Source organism: Roseivivax halotolerans (assembly GCF_900115815.1).
In the GTDB taxonomy this organism is placed as follows: domain Bacteria; phylum Pseudomonadota; class Alphaproteobacteria; order Rhodobacterales; family Rhodobacteraceae; genus Roseivivax; species Roseivivax halotolerans.
In genome coordinates this window covers 110,461-124,017 of record NZ_FOXV01000010.1, presented here as the reverse complement: position 1 = coordinate 124,017, position 13,557 = coordinate 110,461, and the positions used below count along the sequence as shown (strand labels likewise).

Annotated in this window: 25 protein-coding genes; all 25 read left to right on the top strand. The window is 63.5% G+C overall.

Features of this window, described 5'->3' with window-relative positions; all coding sequences use genetic code 11:
- A partial coding sequence (locus BM171_RS14160) for an EF-Tu C-terminal domain-related protein (RefSeq protein ID WP_217646715.1) occupies positions 1–88 on the top strand: 88 nt, incomplete at its 5' end.
- Positions 89–223: 135 nt separating this feature from the next.
- Positions 224–532 carry a 30S ribosomal protein S10 gene (rpsJ, locus tag BM171_RS14155; RefSeq protein WP_076450108.1) on the top strand — a complete coding sequence of 103 codons (309 nt, stop codon included), beginning with the start codon at positions 224–226 and terminating at the stop codon, positions 530–532.
- Between the two features lie 13 nt (positions 533–545).
- Positions 546–1,418, top strand: a complete 873-nt coding sequence (gene rplC / locus BM171_RS14150) for a 50S ribosomal protein L3 (RefSeq protein WP_093013706.1) — start codon at positions 546–548, stop codon at positions 1,416–1,418.
- On the top strand, positions 1,415–2,032 hold the full coding sequence (gene rplD / locus BM171_RS14145; protein WP_093013703.1) for a 50S ribosomal protein L4: 618 nt from the start codon (positions 1,415–1,417) through the stop codon (positions 2,030–2,032). The genes rplC and rplD overlap by 4 nt, the downstream gene beginning before the upstream one ends.
- Entirely contained in the window at positions 2,029–2,325 is a 297-nt protein-coding gene (locus tag BM171_RS14140; RefSeq protein ID WP_093013700.1) for a 50S ribosomal protein L23, read from the top strand. The genes rplD and BM171_RS14140 overlap by 4 nt, the downstream gene beginning before the upstream one ends.
- A 401-nt stretch (positions 2,326–2,726) precedes the next feature.
- The gene (gene rplB, locus BM171_RS14135) at positions 2,727–3,569 is read left to right on the top strand and encodes a 50S ribosomal protein L2 (RefSeq protein WP_093013697.1); all 843 of its coding nucleotides are present in this window, start codon (positions 2,727–2,729) and stop codon (positions 3,567–3,569) included.
- 3 nt (positions 3,570–3,572) lie between these two features.
- Positions 3,573–3,851, top strand: coding sequence for a 30S ribosomal protein S19 (rpsS, locus tag BM171_RS14130; protein WP_093013694.1), 279 nt, complete (start codon positions 3,573–3,575; stop codon positions 3,849–3,851).
- A 3-nt stretch (positions 3,852–3,854) separates the two neighbouring features.
- Positions 3,855–4,235 (top strand): 50S ribosomal protein L22, encoded by a 381-nt coding sequence (gene rplV, locus BM171_RS14125; RefSeq protein WP_093013691.1) that lies wholly within the window; start codon positions 3,855–3,857, stop codon positions 4,233–4,235.
- Complete coding sequence (gene rpsC, locus BM171_RS14120) at positions 4,235–4,936, top strand: 30S ribosomal protein S3 (RefSeq protein ID WP_093013688.1); 702 nt, start codon at positions 4,235–4,237, stop codon at positions 4,934–4,936. The genes rplV and rpsC overlap by 1 nt, the downstream gene beginning before the upstream one ends.
- A 13-nt stretch (positions 4,937–4,949) precedes the next feature.
- The gene (gene rplP / locus BM171_RS14115) at positions 4,950–5,363 is read left to right on the top strand and encodes a 50S ribosomal protein L16 (RefSeq protein ID WP_093013685.1); all 414 of its coding nucleotides are present in this window, start codon (positions 4,950–4,952) and stop codon (positions 5,361–5,363) included.
- 208 nt (positions 5,364–5,571) lie between these two features.
- Positions 5,572–6,189, top strand: coding sequence for a TIGR02466 family protein (locus tag BM171_RS14110; RefSeq protein ID WP_093013682.1), 618 nt, complete (start codon positions 5,572–5,574; stop codon positions 6,187–6,189).
- Between the two features lie 179 nt (positions 6,190–6,368).
- A complete protein-coding gene (gene rpmC / locus BM171_RS14105; protein WP_093013679.1) occupies positions 6,369–6,575 on the top strand; it encodes a 50S ribosomal protein L29 in 207 nt (68 codons plus the stop codon).
- A 13-nt stretch (positions 6,576–6,588) separates the two neighbouring features.
- Entirely contained in the window at positions 6,589–6,819 is a 231-nt protein-coding gene (gene rpsQ, locus BM171_RS14100; RefSeq protein ID WP_093013676.1) for a 30S ribosomal protein S17, read from the top strand.
- A gap of 75 nt (positions 6,820–6,894) precedes the next feature.
- Entirely contained in the window at positions 6,895–7,263 is a 369-nt protein-coding gene (rplN, locus tag BM171_RS14095) for a 50S ribosomal protein L14 (protein WP_007427594.1), read from the top strand.
- Positions 7,263–7,568, top strand: coding sequence for a 50S ribosomal protein L24 (rplX, locus tag BM171_RS14090; RefSeq protein ID WP_093013673.1), 306 nt, complete (start codon positions 7,263–7,265; stop codon positions 7,566–7,568). The genes rplN and rplX overlap by 1 nt, the downstream gene beginning before the upstream one ends.
- Positions 7,568–8,128 (top strand): 50S ribosomal protein L5, encoded by a 561-nt coding sequence (rplE, locus tag BM171_RS14085; protein WP_093013670.1) that lies wholly within the window; start codon positions 7,568–7,570, stop codon positions 8,126–8,128. Before rplX ends, rplE begins: the two co-directional genes overlap by 1 nt.
- 14 nt (positions 8,129–8,142) lie before the next feature.
- Positions 8,143–8,448 carry a 30S ribosomal protein S14 gene (rpsN, locus tag BM171_RS14080; protein WP_093013667.1) on the top strand — a complete coding sequence of 102 codons (306 nt, stop codon included), beginning with the start codon at positions 8,143–8,145 and terminating at the stop codon, positions 8,446–8,448.
- 12 nt (positions 8,449–8,460) lie between these two features.
- Positions 8,461–8,853 carry a 30S ribosomal protein S8 gene (rpsH, locus tag BM171_RS14075; RefSeq protein ID WP_093013664.1) on the top strand — a complete coding sequence of 131 codons (393 nt, stop codon included), beginning with the start codon at positions 8,461–8,463 and terminating at the stop codon, positions 8,851–8,853.
- Positions 8,854–8,868: 15 nt separating this feature from the next.
- Positions 8,869–9,402, top strand: coding sequence for a 50S ribosomal protein L6 (gene rplF / locus BM171_RS14070; protein ID WP_093013661.1), 534 nt, complete (start codon positions 8,869–8,871; stop codon positions 9,400–9,402).
- A gap of 12 nt (positions 9,403–9,414) precedes the next feature.
- On the top strand, positions 9,415–9,774 hold the full coding sequence (gene rplR / locus BM171_RS14065) for a 50S ribosomal protein L18 (RefSeq protein ID WP_093013659.1): 360 nt from the start codon (positions 9,415–9,417) through the stop codon (positions 9,772–9,774).
- A gap of 164 nt (positions 9,775–9,938) precedes the next feature.
- A complete protein-coding gene (rpsE, locus tag BM171_RS14060) occupies positions 9,939–10,526 on the top strand; it encodes a 30S ribosomal protein S5 (RefSeq protein WP_093013656.1) in 588 nt (195 codons plus the stop codon).
- Between the two features lie 3 nt (positions 10,527–10,529).
- Positions 10,530–10,718, top strand: coding sequence for a 50S ribosomal protein L30 (rpmD, locus tag BM171_RS14055; RefSeq protein WP_093013653.1), 189 nt, complete (start codon positions 10,530–10,532; stop codon positions 10,716–10,718).
- Between the two features lie 237 nt (positions 10,719–10,955).
- Positions 10,956–11,423: a 50S ribosomal protein L15 gene (gene rplO, locus BM171_RS14050; RefSeq protein ID WP_093013650.1), complete on the top strand. Its 468-nt coding sequence runs from the start codon at positions 10,956–10,958 to the stop codon at positions 11,421–11,423.
- Between the two features lie 107 nt (positions 11,424–11,530).
- Positions 11,531–12,892: a preprotein translocase subunit SecY gene (gene secY / locus BM171_RS14045; protein ID WP_093013647.1), complete on the top strand. Its 1,362-nt coding sequence runs from the start codon at positions 11,531–11,533 to the stop codon at positions 12,890–12,892.
- A complete protein-coding gene (locus tag BM171_RS14040; RefSeq protein WP_093013644.1) occupies positions 12,889–13,545 on the top strand; it encodes an adenylate kinase in 657 nt (218 codons plus the stop codon). The genes secY and BM171_RS14040 overlap by 4 nt, the downstream gene beginning before the upstream one ends.
- Positions 13,546–13,557: the final 12 nt, after the last annotated feature.

Genomic DNA, 13,557 nt, shown 5'->3' with positions numbered 1-13,557 from the left:
GATCGCGATGGAAGACGGCCTGCGCTTCGCCATCCGCGAAGGCGGCCGCACCGTCGGCTCCGGCGTCGTCTCGAAGATCGTCGAGTAATCGCGCCTCGAGCGTGAGCAAAATGGCAGGGCAGGACGCACCGCGTCTGCCCTGCGACATCAAGAACGCGATGAGGGGGCAGGGTGGTCCTGCCTCCTCCTCTCGGGTTCCAACTAGCCGATGAAGGCCAGAGAAATGCAAAGCCAGAACATTCGCATTCGGCTCAAGGCGTTCGACTACCGTGTGCTCGACGCGAGCACGCAGGAGATCGTGAACACCGCGAAGCGGACCGGCGCCGACGTGCGCGGGCCCATTCCGCTGCCGAACAAGATCGAGCGCTTCACCGTTCTGCGTGGTCCCCACGTGAACAAGAAGTCCCGTGACCAGTTCGAGATCCGCACCCACAAGCGGCTTCTCGATATCGTCGATCCGACGCCGCAGACCGTGGACGCGCTGATGAAGCTCGACCTCGCCGCCGGCGTGGACGTCGAGATCAAGGTTTAAGGAGGGCACCCCCATGTTGCGCTCTGGAGTGATCGCAAAGAAGGTCGGGATGACCCGGCTCTTCATGGAAGACGGCAAGCAGATCCCTGTGACCGTCCTCCAACTCGACAAGTTGCAGGTCGTGGCCCAGCGGACCGCCGATCAGCATGGCTATACCGCCGTGCAGCTCGGTGCCGGTACGGCCAAGGTCAAGAACGTCTCGAAACCGATGCGCGGCCATTTCGCCGTGGCCAAGGTGGAACCCAAGCGCAAGATCGCCGAGTTCCGCGTGGCCCCGGAGAACATGATCGACGTCGGCGAGGAAATCACGGCTGACCATTACTTCGCGGGTCAGTTCGTTGATGTCTGCGGCACCTCGATCGGTAAGGGCTTTGCAGGCGGCATGAAGCGGCACAACTTCCGTGGTCTCGAAGCCACGCACGGCGTGTCGATCAGCCACCGCTCGCACGGTTCCACCGGCCAGTGCCAGGACCCCGGCAAGGTGTTCAAGGGCAAGAAGATGGCCGGCCACATGGGCGCCGTCCGCGTGACCACGCAGAACCTGCAGGTCGTCAAGACCGATGCGGATCGCGGCCTCATCATGGTGAAGGGCGCCGTGCCCGGATCCAAGGGTGGCTGGGTCACCGTCAAGGACGCGGTCAAGAAACCGCAGCCCGAAGGCATCATCCTGCCCGCCGCGCTGAAATCCGCCGCCGACGAAGCCAAGCGCGCCGCTGAAGAAGCCGCACGCCAGGCCGAAGAGGAGGCACGCGCAGCCGAAGAGGCACGCCTCGCAGAAGAAGCGGCCCAGCAGGAAGAAGCCCTCAAGGAAGCCGAGGAAAACATCGCAGCCGAGCAGGAAGCCGGCGTCGATCCCTCGGACGAGAAGAAGGATGGCGAGCAATGAAACTCGACGTGATCAAACTGGACGGCGCAAGCGCCGGATCGGTCGAGCTCGGCGACGAGATCTTCGGTCTCGAGCCGCGTGCCGACCTTCTGCACCGCGTCGTGCGCTGGCAGCGCAACAAGGCGATGCAGGGCACCCATTCGACGCTTGGCCGTTCGGATGTGAGCTACTCGACCAAGAAGATCTACCGCCAGAAGGGCACAGGCGGCGCACGCCACGGCTCCCGCAAGGCGCCGATCTTCCGCAAGGGTGGTACCTACAAGGGCCCGACGCCGCGCAGCCACGCGCATGATCTGCCCAAGAAGGTCCGCAAGCTCGGACTCATGCACGCGCTGTCCGCCAAGGCACGCGAAGGCCAGCTCGTGATCATCGAGGCGGCCGATTGCGACGGCAAGACCAAGACCCTTGCCAAGCAGATGCGTGAGCTCGGCTGGAAGCGCGCCCTGGTCATCGACGGTGCCGAGGTCAACGGCGATTTCGCCCGCGCCGCGGCCAACATCGAAGGCCTGGACGTGCTGCCCTCCATCGGCGCAAACGTCTATGACATCCTCAAGCGTGACACGCTCGTGATCACGAAGGCTGGTGTCGAAGCACTGGAGGCTCGACTGAAATGAGCGCGAAAGCAGAACACTACGACGTGATCCGCAAGCCGGTCATCACCGAGAAGTCCACGATGGCGTCCGAGAACAACGCCGTCGTCTTCGAAGTGGCCATCGACGCCAACAAGCCCGCGATCAAGGAAGCGGTCGAGGCGCTGTTCGGCGTGAAAGTGAAGGCGGTCAACACCACCGTCACCAAGGGCAAGGCGAAGCGCTTCCGCGGTCGCCCCGGCCGTCGCTCGGACTTCAAGAAGGCCTATGTGACGCTCGAAGAGGGCAACGCGATCGACGTGACCACCGGCCTTTGAGGCGGGTAGGCGGGGCTTGGGTCTCCGCACGAACGACAAAGTGCCCCGGCTGCTAACGCGGCCGGGGTTTCTCTTTGGGCGTGGCGCCTTCGGACTTCAGCGCATCTCCGAGCCTTTGCGCGAGGCTGTGCGAGACCCAAGGGTCCCGCACCTCGCATATATCGCCGGGCGCTCCCTTATATACGGCGCCTCGCCCTTGACGCCCCCGCCGCACTCCCCTACACGCCACCCATCCGAAAGAGCCCCGGATTCGTCCGGGGCTCTCTCGTTTGCTCTTCGGAGCTTTCCAACCGGGCACCTACGGGGGCCTACATCCGACGGATGGCACGCGCCATCCCGACACATAGGCGGGGCGCGCCCAAGAGGGGCAAGCCGCGCTGCACATACGGAAGACAGAAAGCATGGCACTCAAGTCGTACAAGCCGACGACGCCGGGCCAGCGCGGGCTGGTGCTGATCGACCGTTCGGAGCTGTATAAAGGACGTCCCGTCAAGGCCCTCACCGAGGGTCTTCGCAAGTCGGGCGGACGCAACAACACCGGACGTATCACGGCACGCCGCCGCGGTGGCGGGGCAAAACGCCTCTACCGGATCGTCGATTTCAAGCGGAACAAGTTCGACGTCGGCGCGACCGTCGCGCGGATCGAATATGACCCCAACCGCACGGCCTTCATCGCGCTCATCCAGTATGATGATGGCGAGCAGGCCTACATCCTCGCGCCCCAGCGCCTCGCCATCGGCGACCGCGTTCTGGCGGCTGCGAAGGCCGACATCAAGCCGGGCAACGCGATGCCGTTCTCGGGCATGCCGATCGGTACGATCGTCCACAACATCGAACTGAAGCCGGGCAAGGGCGGTCAGATCGCACGCGCCGCGGGCACCTACGCCCAATTCGTGGGTCGTGACGGCGGCTACGCGCAGATCCGGCTCTCGTCGGGCGAGCTTCGCATGGTCCGCCAGGAATGCCTTGCGACCGTTGGCGCGGTTTCGAACCCCGACAACTCGAACCAGAACATCGGCAAGGCGGGCCGGACGCGTCACATGGGCAAGCGCCCGAGCGTCCGCGGCGTCGTGATGAACCCGATCGACCACCCGCACGGCGGTGGCGAGGGCCGGACCTCGGGTGGTCGCCACCCGGTGACGCCCTGGGGCAAGCCCACCAAGGGCGCACGCACCCGCAACACCAACAAGGCGTCGCAGAAGCTGATCCTTCGCTCGCGCCATGCACGCAAGAAGAGGCGCTAAGACATGACCCGTTCTGTTTGGAAAGGCCCCTTCGTGGACGCATACGTCCTGAAGAAGGCCGAAGCCGCCCGCGAATCCGGGCGCAACGACGTCATCAAGATCTGGTCGCGCCGCTCGACGATCCTGCCCCAGTTCGTGGGCCTGACGTTCGGCGTTTACAACGGCCACAAGCACGTTCCGGTGAACGTGTCCGAGGACATGATCGGCCAGAAGTTCGGTGAATACTCGCCGACCCGTACCTATTACGGGCACGCGGCCGACAAAAAAGCGAAGCGGAAGTAAGTCATGGGCCAGGAAAAGAACCCCCGCCGCGTGGCTGACAACGAGGCAATGGCGAAACTGCGCATGCTCCGCACGAGCCCGCAGAAGCTCAACCTCGTCGCAGCGATGATCCGCGGCAAGAAGGTCGAGAAGGCGCTGACCGATCTCACCTTCTCCAAGAAGCGCGTGGCGCAGGACGTGCGCAAGTGCCTCCAGTCCGCCATCGCCAATGCCGAGAACAACCACGGCCTCGACGTCGACGAGCTGATCGTCGCGGAAGCCTGGGTCGGCAAGAACCTCGTGATGAAGCGTGGCCGTCCGCGGGCACGTGGCCGCTTCGGCCGCATCATGAAGCCGTTCTCGGAAATCACCATCAAGGTGCGTCAGATCGAGGAGCAAGCCTAATGGGTAACAAGACCAATCCGATCGGCATGCGCCTCCAGGTCAACCGCACCTGGGACAGCCGCTGGTATGCCGATACGAAGGACTACGGCGATCTGCTTCTGGAAGACATCGCGATCCGCGAGTTCATCCACGAAGAGTGCAAGCAGGCCGGCGTCGCCCGCATCATCATCGAGCGTCCGCACAAGAAGTGCCGCGTCACGATCCACGCTGCCCGTCCCGGTGTCATCATCGGCAAGAAGGGCGCGGACATCGAGTCGCTGCGCAAGAAGATCTCGAAGATGACCGACAGCGAGCTGCACCTCAACATCGTCGAGGTACGCAAGCCCGAGCTTGACGCCCGTCTCGTGGGTGAGAGCATCGCGCAGCAGCTCGAACGCCGGGTGTCCTTCCGCCGCGCCATGAAGCGCGCCGTGCAGAACGCCATGCGTATGGGTGCTCTCGGGATCCGGGTCAACGTCTCGGGCCGTCTCGGCGGCGCAGAGATCGCGCGGACCGAATGGTACCGCGAGGGCCGGGTGCCGCTGCACACGCTGCGGGCCGATATCGACCACGCATCCGTCGAGGCAGAAACGCCCTACGGCATCATCGGGATCAAGGTCTGGATCTTCAAAGGCGAGATCATGGAGCACGATCCCCAGGCGCGTGACCGCAAGGCGCAGGAACTCCAGGACGGACCCGCCCCGCGCGGCCCCCGTCGCTGAGGAGGTTTGAGACATGCTTCAACCCAAACGTACCAAGTACCGCAAGCAGCAGAAGGGCCGGATCAAGGGCGTCGCCAAAGGCGGCTCTGACCTGAATTTCGGCTCCTTCGGCCTGAAGGCCCTGCAGCCCGAGCGCGTCACCGCGCGCCAGATCGAAGCCGCCCGCCGGGCCATGACGCGTCACATGAAGCGTCAGGGCCGGGTCTGGATCCGCATCTTCCCCGACGTGCCCGTCACGTCGAAGCCCACCGAGGTTCGGATGGGTAAAGGTAAGGGTTCGGTGGATTTCTGGGCCTGCAAGGTCAAGCCGGGCCGTGTGATGTTCGAAATCGACGGCGTCGGCGAAGACATCGCCCGCGAGGCGCTCCGCCTTGCGTCGATGAAGCTGCCGATCAAGACGCGCGTCGTCGCTCGCGAAGACTGGTAAGCGCCCACCGCTTGTCCAGCCGCAATGCCCCGCCGGTTCGCCGGCGGGGCTTTTCGTTGGCACATTCCCGTCGAGGAATGTGCGGGCGATTTCGCACGCGAAATCGATGGTCGCGCGCTGCGCCAAACTCCGCGTGCGGAGTTTTCCCGATCTCCGCGTGCGGAGATCGCCTCTCGCGCAGACGTACGCCCTGCGCTAAGAGGCCGCCATGACCCAGATCCGCTCCCTCTTTGCCACCCGTCTTTACCAGGCGTCTTTGTCCGATCACGGCAAGATCGACACCGCAGAGCTCGAAGCGTCCTGCTATTCCATCGCCGATGATGATGAGGCAGGACAGGAATGGTGCGAGGCCAACGGCTATCCCGGCTACACCTCCTACGCCTCGCTGACCGATCTGCCGTGGCGTTTTCCGATTTTCGCCGATCTCGTGACCGCGCTCGACGCTCATGTCGCGGCCTTCGCGCGGGATCTCGAGTTCGACCTCGGGGACCGTGGGCTCGTGCTCGAGGACATCTGGATCAACATCCTGCCCGAAGGCGGCAGCCACGGCAGCCATATCCATCCGCATTCGGTGATTTCTGGCACAACCTATGTCGCGATGCCCGGCGGCACGTCGGCGCTGAAGCTCGAAGATCCGCGTCTGCCGATGATGATGGCCGCGCCGACGCGAAATCGCGAGTGCCGCGAGGAGCTGAAGAGCTTCATCTACGTGACGCCCGAGGCGGGCGAGGTGCTGCTCTGGGAATCCTGGCTGCGCCATGAAGTTCCGATGAACATGGCCGAGGACGACCGGATCAGCGTCAGCTTCAACTACAGGTGGGACTAGGGCAGGGCACTTACCTCAAGCGCGCGGTCGCCGGTCGATCCGGCCCGGAAAACAAGGCTTGCATGACGGGGCTTTCCCTTCTATGAGGCCCACTCATCCACGGACTCCACCGGAATCAGGGTGACCCTGTAGCTTTGCAGGCAGGGGCTCTCCGGTGATGTTGAAAAGGAAAGGGCGACATGAACGCCAGCGAACTCCGTGACAAGACCCCGGACCAGCTCCGGGACGACCTTGTCCAGCTTAAGAAAGAGGCCTTCAACCTGCGCTTCCAGCAGGCGACCGGCCAGCTTGAGAACACCGCGCGCATGAAGATCGTGCGCCGTGACGTCGCGCGGATCAAGACCGTGCTCAACGAGAAGGCCGCAGCCGCGGCCTCCGCAGAATAAGAGGGACGGACACATGCCCAAGCGTATTCTCCAAGGCACCGTGACCTCGACGGCGAATGCCCAGACCGTGACGGTCTCGGTCGAGCGCCGCTTCAAGCACCCCGTGCTGAAAAAGACCATCCGGAAGTCCAAGAAGTACCGCGCCCACGACGAGGCCGGCAGCTTCCAGGTGGGCGATTCCGTGCGCATCATCGAATGCGCGCCGAAATCGAAGACCAAACGCTGGGAGGTGATCGCCGAATAAGGCGCATCACTTTCCGGTTTTATCGAAACCCTGGGGGCGACAACAGAACACCCCCCAAAGGTCGGGAGAAACCACATGATCCAGATGCAGACCAATCTGGATGTTGCTGACAACTCCGGCGCACGCCGGGTTCAGTGCATCAAGGTCCTGGGTGGTTCCAAGCGTAAATACGCCTCCGTCGGCGACATCATCGTCGTCTCGGTGAAGGAAGCCATCCCGCGCGGCCGCGTGAAGAAGGGCGATGTCCGCAAGGCCGTCGTCGTGCGCACCGCCAAAGAGGTTCGTCGCGAGGACGGCACCGCCATCCGCTTCGACCGCAACGCCGCCGTCATCCTGAACAACGCGGGCGAGCCGGTCGGCACCCGTATCTTCGGGCCGGTCGTTCGCGAGCTGCGCGCCAAGAACTTCATGAAGATCATTTCGCTCGCTCCGGAGGTGCTCTGATGGCTGCGAAACTGAAAACGGGCGACAAGGTCGTCGTGCTCGCCGGCAAGGACAAGGGCAAGCAGGGTGAGATCACCTCTGTCGACCCCAAATCCGGCAAGGCAGTCGTGGACGGCGTGAACATGGCCGTGCGTCACCAGCGCCAGACCCAGTCGAACCAGGGTGGCCGCCAGCCCAAGGCGATGCCCATCGACCTGTCGAACCTCGCCATCGTCGACAAGAACGGCAAGGCCTCCCGCGTCGGCTTCCGCGAGGAAGACGGCAAGAAGGTGCGCTTCGCCAAGACCACGGGGGACGTGATCTGATGCTCGATACCCAGAACTATACCCCGCGTCTCAAGGCGCTCTTCAACGAAGAGATCAAGGCCAAGCTCAAGGAAGAGTTCGGCTATACCAACGATCTCCAGATCCCCCGGATCGAGAAGATCACGCTCAACATCGGCTGCGGTGCAGAGGCCGTGCGCGACAGCAAGAAGGCGAAATCGGCTCAGGAAGACCTGACCAAGATCGCCGGTCAACACGCCGTCGTCACCAAGGCGAAGAAGTCCATCGCGGGCTTCCGCGTGCGTGAAGAGATGCCGCTCGGCGCCAAGGTCACCCTGCGCCATGCCAAGATGTACGAATTCCTCGACCGCCTGGTCACGATCGCGATGCCCCGGATCCGGGACTTCCGCGGCGTGAAGCCGTCCTTCGACGGCCGTGGCAACTTCGCCATGGGCATCAAGGAACACATCGTCTTCCCGGAAATCGACTTCGACAAGGTCGACGAGGTCTGGGGCATGGACATCAATATCACGACGACCGCGAAGACCGACGCGGAAGCCAAGGCGCTGTTGAAGCACTTCAACATGCCGTTCAACGCATAAGGGGATTTTGGATTATGGCTAAAAAATCCATGGTTGAGCGCGAGAAGAAGCGTCAGCGCCTCGTGGCAAAGTATGCCGAGAAGCGTGCGTCGCTCAAGGAAATCGCGAACGATGAATCGAAGCCGATGGAAGAGCGGTTCAAGGCGCGCCTCAAGCTCGCCGAGCTGCCGCGCAACTCGTCGCCCACCCGGCTTCACAACCGCTGCCAGCTGACGGGGCGTCCGCACGCCTATTACCGCAAGCTGAAAGTCAGCCGCATCATGCTGCGGGACCTGGGCTCCAAGGGCCTGGCTCCGGGCCTGGTCAAGTCGAGCTGGTAAGGAGGTCAAGTTATGAACGATCCTATCGGCGATATGCTGACCCGCATCCGCAACGCACAGCTGCGGGGCAAGTCCAACGTCTCGACGCCGGCTTCCAAGCTGCGCGCCTGGGTTCTCGATGTGCTGGCCGACGAAGGCTACATCCGCGGCTACGAGAAGGGCACCGACCATCGCGGTCACCCGACGCTCGAGATCGCGCTGAAGTACTACGAGGGCGCACCGGTCATCCGTGAGCTGACCCGCGTCTCCAAGCCCGGCCGCCGCGTCTATCTCGGCGTCGATAACATTCCGCAGGTCCGTCAGGGTCTCGGCGTGTCCATCGTCTCGACGCCCAAGGGCGTGATGTCGGATGCCAATGCACGCGCGGCCAATGTCGGCGGCGAAGTGCTCTGCACGGTATTCTAAGGAGGTCCGGTCCACATGTCTCGTATTGGTAAGAAGCCGGTCGAGCTGCCCTCGGGGGTCTCCGCCTCCGTGTCCGGCCAGACGATCGAAGTGAAGGGCCCCAAGGGCGCGCAGAGCTTCACCGCGACAGATGACGTGACCATCGCCGTTGACGGCGAAACGGTTACCGTCACGCCTCGCGGCAAGTCGAAGCGCGCGCGCCAGCAATGGGGGATGACCCGCACGATGGTGGCGAACCTCGTCCACGGCGTGCAGGAAACCTTCAAGAAAGAGCTGGAGATCCAGGGCGTGGGTTACCGCGCGCAGATTCAGGGCAACATCCTGAAGCTCAACCTGGGTCTGTCCCACGATGTCGATTTTCCGATCCCGGAAGGTGTCTCCGTCACCGCGGCCAAGCCGACTGAAATCACGGTCGAAGGCCATGATGCTCAGCAGGTGGGCCAGGTGGCTGCGAACATTCGCGACTGGCGGCGTCCCGAGCCCTACAAGGGCAAGGGCATTCGCTACAAGGGCGAGTACATCTTCCAGAAGGAAGGCAAGAAGAAGTAAGGACGACAAGGTATGGCTAACAGCAAAAGAGATCTGTTCCAGAAGCGCCGCCTGCGCGTCCGGAACAAGCTTCGCTCGACCAATTCGGGCCGCGCACGTCTTTCCGTGCACCGCTCGAACAAGAATATCAGCGTTCAGCTGATCGACGACGTCAAAGGCGTCACCCTCGCCGCCGCCTCCTCGATGGAGAAGGATCTGGGCGTGGTCGGCAAGAACACCGTCGAAGCGGCCCAGAAGGTCGGTGCGGCGATTGCCGAGCGTGCCAAGAAGGCCGGCGTCGAAGAGGCCTATTTCGACCGTGGGGGTTTCCTCTTTCACGGCCGCGTCAAGGCACTCGCCGATGCAGCCCGCGAGGGCGGCCTCAAGCTCTGAGGCAATGATCGAAAAGGTGCGCGGGCCAGCCTCGCGCGCCTTTCCATATGCAGGCCGGGCGCGCCGTCGCCCTGCCTCGATGATCGGGGAGCCGGCTTCGGGCTGCGCTCACTTCGATTGGACCTCCGCGCCGCCCGTGGCGCAGAAACAGATAGGAATGCCTGATGGCAGAACGTGACAACAAAGGCCGGGGCCGCCGCGATCGCGACGAAGCACCGGAATTCGCGGATCGCCTCGTCGCGATCAACCGCGTCTCCAAAACCGTCAAGGGTGGTAAGCGCTTCGGCTTCGCCGCGCTCGTCGTCGTGGGCGACCAGAAGGGCCGTGTCGGCTTCGGCAAGGGCAAGGCCAAAGAGGTGCCCGAGGCGATCCGCAAGGCGACCGAGCAGGCCAAGCGCGGCATGATGCGCGTGCCCCTGCGCGAAGGCCGCACGCTGCACCACGACATCGAGGGCCGCCACGGCGCGGGCCGCGTCGTGATGCGGACCGCACCGCAAGGTACCGGTATCATCGCCGGTGGTCCGATGCGCGCCGTCTTCGAGATGCTGGGCGTGCAGGACGTGGTCGCTAAGTCGATCGGCTCGCAAAACCCCTACAACATGATCCGCGCGACGCTGAACGGCCTCTCCCGCGGAGCGAGCCCGCGCCAGGTGGCGCAGCGCCGTGGCAAGAAGGTCGTCGACATCCTGCCCAAGCGTGATGAGGCTCCGGATCACGGCGATCCGCAGACCATTCTCGCCGAGGAGGTATAACCCATGGCGAAAACCATCGTCGTCAAGCAGATCGGCAGCCCGATCCGTCGCCCCGAGAAGCAGCGCCAGACGCTCATCGGTCTCGGCCTCAACAAGATGCACCGCACGCGCGAGCTGGAGGACACTCCCTCGATCCGCGGCATGATCGCCAAGATCCCGCATCTCGTGGAGATCGTGGAAGAGCGCGGCTAAGGCTCCAAGGCCACTCAGAAATCGCGAGAGCGCCCCGTGCCAATCCGGCCCGGGGCGCTTTTCATAAAGGATCCGGCCTCGCGCAAATTTCACTCCGCGCCGCCGGGGCACCCTTGAACCGCAAAGCGGTGCCGTCTATACGCCCCCGGTGATCCGCATGGATCGCACCAACATCACACGCAACGCCGCGTTTGGCCCATCCGTCGCTGGGGGCCACATCCGGCAAGGAGAAGCGACATGAAACTCAACGAGATTCGCGACAACGAAGGCGCGACGCAGCGCAAGAAGCGCATCGCCCGCGGCCCGGGTTCGGGCAAGGGCAAGATGGGTGGCCGTGGTATCAAAGGCCAGAAATCCCGTTCGGGCGTGGCCATCAACGGCTATGAGGGCGGCCAGATGCCGCTCTACCAGCGTCTGCCGAAGCGCGGCTTCAACAAGCCCAACCGCAAGTCCTACGCCATCGTGAACCTCGGCCTGATCGAGAAGTTCATCGAGGCCGGCAAGCTCGACGCGAAAGCCACCATCGACGAAGAGGCGCTCATCGCTTCTGGTCTCGTGCGCCGCAAGCGCGACGGTGTCCGCGTTCTGGCCAAGGGCGAGATCTCGTCCAAGATCACACTCGCTGTGACCGGCGCATCGAAGTCGGCGGTCGAGGCGGTCGAAAAGGCCGGCGGCTCGATCACGACGGCTCAGGCGGCCGAATAAAGGTTGTGGGCGGCCTGCGGGCCGCATACATCCTTAATCAGTTTTCCGACGCCGCCTCAGCCAAGACAGGCTCGGGGCGGCGTTTGTCCGAATAGAGAGACTGCTTCATGGCATCTGCTGTCGAACAAATGGCCGCGAATACGAGCTGGTCCGCGCTCGCATCGGCCACCGACCTTCGCAAACGCATCTTCTACACGCTGGCGCTTCTGTGCATCTTCCGCCTCGGCACCTTCATTCCGGTGCCCGGTATCGACGGACAGGCGCTGCGTGACTTCATGGAGGGCGCGCAGGCCGGCATCGGCGGCATTCTCACCATGTTCACCGGCGGCGCGCTGGGGCGGATGGGCATCTTCGCCCTCGGCATCATGCCCTACATCTCGGCCTCGATCATCGTGCAGCTCATGGCCTCGATGGTGCCCGCGCTCGAACAACTCAAGAAAGAGGGCGAGCAGGGCCGCAAGAAGATCAACCAGTACACCCGCTACGGCACGGTGTTCCTGGCAACGTTCCAGGCCTACGGGCTGGCCGTCAGCCTCGAGGCGGGCGATCTCGTCACCGATCCCGGCTGGTATTTCCGCGCCTCCACGGTCATCACGCTTGTCGGAGGCACGATGTTCCTGATGTGGCTCGGTGAGCAGATCACCGCGCGCGGCATCGGCAACGGCATCTCGCTCATCATCTTCGTCGGTATCATCGCCGAGGTTCCCGCCGCGCTGGCGCAGTTCTTTGCGAGCGGCCGTTCGGGAGCGATCAGCCCTGCCGTCATCATCGGCGTGATCTTCATGGTGGTGGCGCTCATCACCTTCGTGGTGTTCATGGAACGGGCGCTCCGAAAGATCACCATCCAGTATCCGCGCCGCCAGGTCGGCATGAAGATGTCCGAGGCGCAGAACAGCCACCTGCCCGTGAAGGTGAACCCCGCGGGCGTGATCCCGGCGATCTTCGCCTCCTCGCTTCTGCTTCTGCCAGTGACGATCTCGACCTTCTCGGGGCAGGATTCGGGGCCGGTGATGTCGACGCTGCTGGCCTATTTCGGCCCCGGTCAGCCGCTTTACCTGCTGTTCTTCGCGGCGATGATCGTGTTCTTCGCCTACTTCTACACGTTCAACGTGTCGTTCAAACCCGATGACGTGGCCGAGAACCTCAAGAAGCAGAATGGCTTCGTGCCGGGCATCCGTCCGGGCAAGCGGACCTCGGAATATCTCGAATACGTGGTCAACCGCGTGCTCGTGCTGGGCTCGGCCTACCTGGCCTTCGTCTGCCTGCTGCCCGAGATCATCCGGAACCAGTTCGCCATTCCGTTCTACTTCGGCGGCACGTCGGTGCTCATCGTCGTCAGCGTGACGATGGACACGATCCAGCAGGTCCAGAGCCATCTGCTCGCACATCAATACGAAGGTCTCATTCAAAAGTCGCAGCTGCGCGGCAAGGGTAAGGGCCGCAAGAAGAGGGGACCGCAGCGCCGATGAACATCATTCTTCTCGGACCGCCGGGTGCCGGCAAAGGCACTCAAGCCCGTCATCTCGTCGAGACCCGTGGCATGACGCAGCTCTCCACCGGAGACATGCTGCGCGAAGCCAAGGACTCCGGCACGGAGATGGGCAAGATCGTCGCCGATGTCATGGCCAAGGGCGAGCTCGTCACCGACGAGATCGTCATCGGCCTCATCCGCGAGAAGCTTCAGGGCGAGAAGACGGAAGGCTTCATCTTCGACGGGTTCCCCCGCACGCTGGCACAGGCCGACGCGCTGGCCGATCTGATGGGCGAGCAGGGCGAGACGCTGGACGCGGTCATCGAGATGCGGGTCGATGACGACGCGCTCGTCGACCGGATCACCGCACGCTCGACCTGCGGCAATTGCGGCGAGGTCTACAACGACCACACCAAGCCGATCCCGGCGGACGGCGTCTGCACCAATTGCGGCGAGAAGGCCGAATTCAAGCGCCGCGCCGATGACAATGCCGAAAGCCTCAAGCAGCGTCTTCTGGAATACTACAAGAAGACGTCGCCGCTCATCGGGTACTATTACGCGAAGGGTCAGTTGACCGCGATCGACGGTCTCGGAGAGATCGACGAAGTGCGCGCGCGCATCGCCGAGGTGCTTGACGCGACGGCATCGTGAAACGATTTCGCG

Coding starts and splice junctions, on each gene's coding strand:
- rpsJ (WP_076450108.1), top strand. CDS start 224: ATGCAAAGCCAGAACATTCGCATTCGGCTCAAGGCGTTCGACTACCGT.
- rplC (WP_093013706.1), top strand. CDS start 546: ATGTTGCGCTCTGGAGTGATCGCAAAGAAGGTCGGGATGACCCGGCTC.
- rplD (WP_093013703.1), top strand. CDS start 1,415: ATGAAACTCGACGTGATCAAACTGGACGGCGCAAGCGCCGGATCGGTC.
- BM171_RS14140 (WP_093013700.1), top strand. CDS start 2,029: ATGAGCGCGAAAGCAGAACACTACGACGTGATCCGCAAGCCGGTCATC.
- rplB (WP_093013697.1), top strand. CDS start 2,727: ATGGCACTCAAGTCGTACAAGCCGACGACGCCGGGCCAGCGCGGGCTG.
- rpsS (WP_093013694.1), top strand. CDS start 3,573: ATGACCCGTTCTGTTTGGAAAGGCCCCTTCGTGGACGCATACGTCCTG.
- rplV (WP_093013691.1), top strand. CDS start 3,855: ATGGGCCAGGAAAAGAACCCCCGCCGCGTGGCTGACAACGAGGCAATG.
- rpsC (WP_093013688.1), top strand. CDS start 4,235: ATGGGTAACAAGACCAATCCGATCGGCATGCGCCTCCAGGTCAACCGC.
- rplP (WP_093013685.1), top strand. CDS start 4,950: ATGCTTCAACCCAAACGTACCAAGTACCGCAAGCAGCAGAAGGGCCGG.
- BM171_RS14110 (WP_093013682.1), top strand. CDS start 5,572: ATGACCCAGATCCGCTCCCTCTTTGCCACCCGTCTTTACCAGGCGTCT.
- rpmC (WP_093013679.1), top strand. CDS start 6,369: ATGAACGCCAGCGAACTCCGTGACAAGACCCCGGACCAGCTCCGGGAC.
- rpsQ (WP_093013676.1), top strand. CDS start 6,589: ATGCCCAAGCGTATTCTCCAAGGCACCGTGACCTCGACGGCGAATGCC.
- rplN (WP_007427594.1), top strand. CDS start 6,895: ATGATCCAGATGCAGACCAATCTGGATGTTGCTGACAACTCCGGCGCA.
- rplX (WP_093013673.1), top strand. CDS start 7,263: ATGGCTGCGAAACTGAAAACGGGCGACAAGGTCGTCGTGCTCGCCGGC.
- rplE (WP_093013670.1), top strand. CDS start 7,568: ATGCTCGATACCCAGAACTATACCCCGCGTCTCAAGGCGCTCTTCAAC.
- rpsN (WP_093013667.1), top strand. CDS start 8,143: ATGGCTAAAAAATCCATGGTTGAGCGCGAGAAGAAGCGTCAGCGCCTC.
- rpsH (WP_093013664.1), top strand. CDS start 8,461: ATGAACGATCCTATCGGCGATATGCTGACCCGCATCCGCAACGCACAG.
- rplF (WP_093013661.1), top strand. CDS start 8,869: ATGTCTCGTATTGGTAAGAAGCCGGTCGAGCTGCCCTCGGGGGTCTCC.
- rplR (WP_093013659.1), top strand. CDS start 9,415: ATGGCTAACAGCAAAAGAGATCTGTTCCAGAAGCGCCGCCTGCGCGTC.
- rpsE (WP_093013656.1), top strand. CDS start 9,939: ATGGCAGAACGTGACAACAAAGGCCGGGGCCGCCGCGATCGCGACGAA.
- rpmD (WP_093013653.1), top strand. CDS start 10,530: ATGGCGAAAACCATCGTCGTCAAGCAGATCGGCAGCCCGATCCGTCGC.
- rplO (WP_093013650.1), top strand. CDS start 10,956: ATGAAACTCAACGAGATTCGCGACAACGAAGGCGCGACGCAGCGCAAG.
- secY (WP_093013647.1), top strand. CDS start 11,531: ATGGCATCTGCTGTCGAACAAATGGCCGCGAATACGAGCTGGTCCGCG.
- BM171_RS14040 (WP_093013644.1), top strand. CDS start 12,889: ATGAACATCATTCTTCTCGGACCGCCGGGTGCCGGCAAAGGCACTCAA.